Annotated in this window: 6 protein-coding genes and 1 pseudogene; 4 read left to right on the top strand and 3 right to left on the bottom strand. The window is 35.8% G+C overall.

All coding sequences use genetic code 11. The features are described from left to right. The 3 genes and pseudogenes from BZK14_RS01550 to fur all read right to left on the bottom strand — a co-directional run. Window positions 1-1,359, bottom strand: a pseudogene (locus tag BZK14_RS01550) (hypothetical protein); the annotation flags it as partial. A 1-nt stretch (window position 1,360) separates the two neighbouring features. After that, a complete protein-coding gene (locus tag BZK14_RS01545; RefSeq protein WP_077924855.1) occupies window positions 1,361-2,962 on the bottom strand; it encodes an ArnT family glycosyltransferase in 1,602 nt (533 codons plus the stop codon). Window positions 2,963-2,970: 8 nt separating this feature from the next. After that, window positions 2,971-3,381 (bottom strand): ferric iron uptake transcriptional regulator, encoded by a 411-nt coding sequence (gene fur, locus BZK14_RS01540; protein WP_077924854.1) that lies wholly within the window; start codon window positions 3,379-3,381, stop codon window positions 2,971-2,973. 175 nt (window positions 3,382-3,556) lie between these two features. Between fur and BZK14_RS01535 the strand changes: the two genes are divergently transcribed. From BZK14_RS01535 to BZK14_RS01520, 4 genes are all read left to right on the top strand, one after another. Then, window positions 3,557-4,606: a class 1 fructose-bisphosphatase gene (locus tag BZK14_RS01535; protein WP_077924853.1), complete on the top strand. Its 1,050-nt coding sequence runs from the start codon at window positions 3,557-3,559 to the stop codon at window positions 4,604-4,606. Window positions 4,607-4,712: 106 nt separating this feature from the next. Further along, a complete protein-coding gene (efp, locus tag BZK14_RS01530; RefSeq protein WP_077924852.1) occupies window positions 4,713-5,279 on the top strand; it encodes an elongation factor P in 567 nt (188 codons plus the stop codon). A gap of 41 nt (window positions 5,280-5,320) precedes the next feature. Next, entirely contained in the window at window positions 5,321-5,911 is a 591-nt protein-coding gene (gene petA / locus BZK14_RS01525) for a ubiquinol-cytochrome c reductase iron-sulfur subunit (RefSeq protein ID WP_077924851.1), read from the top strand. Beyond that, on the top strand, window positions 5,911-6,360 hold a 450-nt coding region (locus BZK14_RS01520), incomplete at its 3' end, for a cytochrome b N-terminal domain-containing protein (protein ID WP_143691262.1). The genes petA and BZK14_RS01520, both read left to right, overlap by 1 nt.

Genomic DNA, 6,360 nt, shown 5'->3' with positions numbered 1-6,360 from the left:
CTGAGGTACTCGTGCAATCCCCTTTTTAGAAATATTCCAATCTTTACGCAATTGCTTCAAAGTTATACTAATCAAATCAATCGAAACACTATTAGCGAGTGATTCTGCTTGATCACATAATAACTCTAGATTTCTATAAATTCCCCAACGGGCTGTATCTAGTTGATCATATAAAGGCTGATTAGATTGCTTTAATAAACGAGTATAATGAGCACTATCCTTATGGCCATCTAATGCCTTTAAAGCCTCTATTAACTTTTGATTTAATTGTTCAGCTTTTTGCAAACTACCTGATGCAATTAATTTGTCTAAATCTTGCAAGCTTTCATCAAAGTGCTTTGAATCAAAGGCCACTTGAGTATTTTTAGCTGAATGTAAGTTAGAAGACTTTTCACTCTGTGCTTTTTTAGCTTTCAGTGCTTGATCCTGCTCTCTTTGCTTGAGATCCGTTATATATGCATCAATCTTTTGAATTAAGACTTGAATCTCATTTTTTTCTTTTAGAGAAAAAATTGAGTCCGCCAACAAGTCTTTTAATTCAAGTAGAATTTGTTTAGGTTCAACAATTTCTTCATTCTGAACTTGTTGTTCTAACTTTTGCAAAATCATTATCTTATTTTGGCGTAATTCGTTATAAGCATGATATCGAGCCAAATAAACCTCTTTATAAGGCAGCTGCTCATCCCCTAATTGATACTTATTCCACTCTTGTTCTAATGCACTAAAAACATTCAAAGGCGCTAAAGGATCTGCTTCTGAAAGTGCTATATATTGCATTAAAAGCTGCTCTTTTAATGCAGCTTTATGTTCTATCTCTTCCTTTTTCTGAAGAGTCTCTTTTAAGTGCGCTAAAATTTTTTTGTCAGTAATATTTGCTTTTTTAACTAAATGATTCAAAATTTCTAAATTATCTATCAGCACTAATTCTTCTACAGAAAAATTATAATGAGACTCCACTAATTTAGGTAAATCTTTTTGTAAATTAATCATTGGAAACAAATATTGTTTTAACTGAAGATTCTCACAAACCATTAATAAATCTGCTACAGGAAAATCTCTGCGCACGATAGTCGTCATAAAAGATTGCACCATCTGCTCAGGTGATTCAGCTTTTAAAAATATTGTCGAGATTTGCTTCAAAATTGCAGTTTTGCCATTTATACACGGTTCTTGCAGCAACAATGCATATAAAATATTTAGCTCATCGATATACTGCAATGCTGCAATACGCACATTGACATCATTATCTGTTTGAACTATTTTTAAAATAGTTTCTTTATCAAGTGCAAGACTTCTGATTGCTTCTATTCTTATACTAGGATTACGATGTTGCCATTTTGGCTTGAAGAAACCGAACATATTACTTTCTCGCTTTTTGAGTTACTGAACCTATATTTTCTAAGTCACTGACTGCAAATATTGCCAAATATCTATTTCTAAAAGGTTGATAATATTCAGCAATCTTATTCGTTTGTGGTGTCATACTATCTAAATATACAACAATCCTACCACTGGGATATAAAGTTTTAAATCGGGTGAAATCAATTTCATCATTAATAATGATCAATGGATCTTCTAAGCGACCTAAAAAATGATATTGCCCCATGTAACGCCCATTATTAGCAACGACATAACCTTTATTTTGATACCAATTAATACGTTCAGAAGCAGGCAATACATCATAAAAATCTCGGGCATTACGAATCACACCAAAATTAAATGCCAATGTTAAAGCAACACTCATTAATGCCAAGGTGATTAATCGCGTTTCTTTAGCAAATACTAGAAGCATACCACTAAAAACTAACAATCCTATTCCCCAAAAAGGCGATATTGTTGAAAGCCACTCCACTGCATTATTATTATCAAACCAAAGATATACAAAAGATAGAACAATTAATAACAAACCCAACAAAGCGATAACAATAGACACAAGTACAACATCTCTAGGGCGATTTGTAATTGGAAAATAAATACGAGCAATCAATAAGCAAAAAGCTGGATAAATAGGAATAAGCGGCACAATAGATGTTTTCATTGTTACCAAAACAACAATGAGTGATGAAACTAGCCATGCAGCACAAAATTTAAAGGCGGGCTCTCTCTTATCTACATAAGCGAAGTTTTTATATAACGGCAACCAAAATACCCAAGGAAATAATACAATAATCAGAGATAAAAATGTCATACCAAATGGGATTGGATCATTAATTTGAGAAATCAAACGAGGTAACCCCATAATTGCAGTTAAAGATAAAGACATCTCATGATATTGCCCTTTTACCCAATATCCCCAACTCCAAAAAACTAAGAAAGCAACAAGCAATGATATAAATGCATAAATATACATATGCCAATACTTTTTTATCCATATTGGAAATGTCAGCAGAATTGGTAATGCATAAATCAAAAAGGAAATACCGGTTACCCAAAAACCTAATAATAATGACCACGAAACGGCAAACCACCAATAGGCATTATATTTCCAAGCTCGGATCAGTAAATTTATATATAGCAATAAAAAAAATGCAACATACACTTGCTCTATATGTGCTGTTGCGAACACAGCCCACATTAAGCTACCAATCAATATCAGCGGTGCATGCGCTCTTACTTTTGGCAATTCTGGCCATAGTTGTTTTGCGGCCAAGGCTGTTAAAAATAGTGTGCCAATACTAAAGATTGCAGCTAAAAAACGAATCGAAAATTCACTAACGCCAAATATTTTCCAAACAAATATTTCGAGCCAATGAACTAAGGGATAAGCATCATCTACTAATTCACCATTCAATGTGGGTAACCAAAAACTATTAGATACCCACATTTCCCATGTTATACCAGCAGTTCCTAATTCATGATAAGGCAACAATGGCCGACAAAACCAAGCAGTGATAACAAGCGCTAACCAAATACCAATCCAGTTAAACGCTTGTTTACGTGTAGTTTTAGGTGCTGACAACATAGATTATTTTATTGGCATTTCTTGCAAATGCCGTATAACGTAACTTTTGCCTCTTGGAATTGATACCCAAAACTTTTGGCAATTTCTTCGCTTTTAATCTTAAAATCTTCTTTTTGGAATTCATCCACATAACCACATCTAACACAAACAATGTGACTATGTTGATCTCCATTATCTAATTCAAATACCGACTGACCGCCATCAAAAAAATGACGCTGAACCAAACCTGCTTGCTCAAATTGAGTCAAAACACGATATACAGTGGCCAAGCCAACTTCTTCACCTGAATCATTTAATCTTTGGTAGATTTCTTCAGCACTCAAATGATCTTCAGTTGATGCCGTTACCAAAATATTTAAAATTTTAAGTCTGGGAAGAGTCACTTTTAACCCTGCATTTTTTAATTCTTCCGAACCCATTTAATCCGCCTATATAAAAGTAATCAACAATGATTAATTATAACATTAAATACAGAAATATTCCCTTTCTGTGTAGTTATTAAAGATAGCATATCTTAAAGCAAATCATTTAGACTTTTATTTATACGTGAAACCGAGTACTATGTGCGCATTTTTATAATTGGGAGCATATGTAATGCAACTAGGCACTCCGTTGTCTCAGTATTTAATCGAAGAACAACGTCTTTACCCTGAAGCCACAGGCTCATTTACATTGTTGATGAATGACATCGCATTGGCCTGCAAAACTATTTCAGCTGCAGTTAGAAAAGGCGCTTTAGTCGACGTTTTAGGCAATGCTGAAAGTGATAACTGCCAAGGTGAGCAGCAAAAAAAACTAGATATTATTGCCAATGAACTATTCATTAAAAATAATATTTGGCGCGGTCATATCGCTGCAATGGCAAGTGAAGAAATGGAAGAAGTTTACCCTATTCCTGATGGCCAACCTAAAGGCAAATATTTATTAGTATTTGATCCTCTAGATGGCTCAAGTAATATTGATGTGGATGGCCCTATCGGCACAATATTTTCTATTATGCGCTCTGATAAAGAAAACCCAACAGAAGAAGATTTTCTCCAAGAAGGAACAAAACAAGTTTGTGCGGGCTACTGTTTATATGGCCCTGCTACAATGATTGTCATTTCCATTGGTCATGGAACACATGCATTTACATTAGATCCTGATATTGGCGAGTTTGTATTAACACACAAAGATATTCAAATTCCTGAAGACTCAGCAGAATATTCCATTAATCATGCTAATCGTTTAGGCTGGGAAAAGCCTATGCGTCAATACGTTGAAGATCGTGAGGCTGGTAAAAACGGACCTAAAGGCAAGCGTTATACAATGCGCTGGGTTGGCGCTATGGTAATGGATGTACACCGCATTCTGATGCGTGGTGGTATGTTTGCATATCCAATTGACGAAGGCATTCGAGCAAAAGGCGGTCGCTTACGATTAATGTATGAAGCAAATCCTATCTCTTTTTTAGTTGAACAAGCTGGTGGAATCGCAACAACAGGTTATCAAAGAATTTTAGATCTTAAACCATCTGGATTACATCAAAGAGTTCCTGTTATTATTGGTTCTAAAAATGAAGTTACAGATATTCTAAACTTTCATAAAAGTTATGCTGAACAAAACTCTTTAGAGTTTACGCATAAGTGTCGATTATTCTCATAGATTATTTTAATAAACAGAGAGTTAACTTTTATCATGATTTTATGAGTAAATATATCGTATAATGTGAGAGTTTTTTATAAACAATTTGAAATGAGAATAGGTATTTATGGCAACTTATAGTACAAATGAATTTAAAAGCGGCTTAAAAATCATGATTGACAATGATCCATGCAGCATTGTTGAAAATGAAATGGTTAAACCAGGTAAAGGCCAAGCTTTTAACCGTGTTCGTTATAAAAATCTTAAAACTGGTCGTGTGATTGAAAAAACATTCAAATCTGGCGATACTGTTGAAGCGGCTGATGTCATCGATGTAGATATGGAATATCTATACAATGATGGTGAATTTTGGCACTTTATGAATCAAACAACTTTTGACCAAGTAGGCGCATCTGAAGCAGCTGTTAGTGATGTTAAGAAATGGTTAAAAGAACAAGATGTTTGCGTTATTACCCTTTGGAATGGTGTCCCTATTTCTGTTACTCCACCAAACTTTGTTGAATTAAAAGTTGTAGAAACAGACCCAGGCTTAAAAGGTGATACAGCAGGCACAGGCGGTAAACCAGCAACTCTAGAAACTGGCGCCGTTATTCGCGTACCTCTTTTCCTTCAAATTGATGAAGTTGTTAAGGTTGACACACGTACAGGCGAATATGTCTCTCGCGTGAAATAATAGTTTTAGTCAGTATATTAAAATACATATCGGAGAATGTGATGAGTGATAACAACAATGTCGATCTCAAAAGACGACGTGTTCTGACGCTAGCAACGTCAGCAGTAGGCGGTGCAGGGGCAATGTTCCTAGCCTACCCTTTCATTGCTTCTTGGATGCCTAGCGAAAAAGCAAAAAACGCTGGCGCACCTGTAGAAGTGGATCTATCTAAACTCAAACCAGGCGAATTATTACGCGTTGAGTGGCAAGGTAAACCTGTTTGGATTTTAAGCAGAACGCCAGAAATGCTTTCTCTTTTAGAAAAAGTACCTGCATCAGACTTAGCAGATCCGGATTCAAAAATGGAACAACAACCAAGCTACGCAACTAATGCATGGCGTTCTGAGAAAAAAGAAATCTTGGTACTTGTTGGTATCTGTACACACTTAGGTTGCTCACCAACTTATCGCCCTAATGTTGTCCCTGCAGAAAATTGGATGGGTGGCTTCTTCTGTCCTTGCCATGGTTCTAAGTTTGACTTAGCTGGCCGCGTTTATAAAAACGTTCCTGCTCCAACCAACCTAATCGTTCCAAGCTACCAATTCTTAGAAGGTAACCGTCTAATTATCGGTCAAGATAAGGAGAGCGCATAATGGCATTCCAAGAAAATAGTTCTCAAAAAGGTATTGTTGGTTGGATCGATAATCGTTTGCCGATTGTCGAAGCGACTCGCAAACATATGACACAATATTATGCACCTAAAAACTTCAATGTTCTGTATGTTTTCGGTGTATTATCTATGGTTGTATTGGTTAACCAATTAATTACCGGTATTTGGTTAGTTATGCACTACATACCAGATGCAACACTGAGCGAAACAGGTATGCCAATTGCATTCGCATCAGTTGAAACTGCAATCATGCGTGACGTAGACTGGATGTGGGTCATACGATATATGCATGAAGTTGGTGCGTCAATGTTCTTCGTGGTTGTCTATATCCACATGTTCCGCGGTTTAATGTATGGCTCCTTCCGTAAACCACGCGAATTAGTATGGATCTTTGGTATGTTAATTTATCTATTATTGATGGCTGAAGCATTC

Origin of the sequence: Wohlfahrtiimonas larvae (assembly GCF_002006755.1) — a bacterium.
Classification (GTDB): domain Bacteria; phylum Pseudomonadota; class Gammaproteobacteria; order Cardiobacteriales; family Wohlfahrtiimonadaceae; genus Wohlfahrtiimonas; species Wohlfahrtiimonas larvae.
Note: the sequence above shows the minus strand (reverse complement) of the source record. Positions and strands in the feature narration are given on the sequence as shown.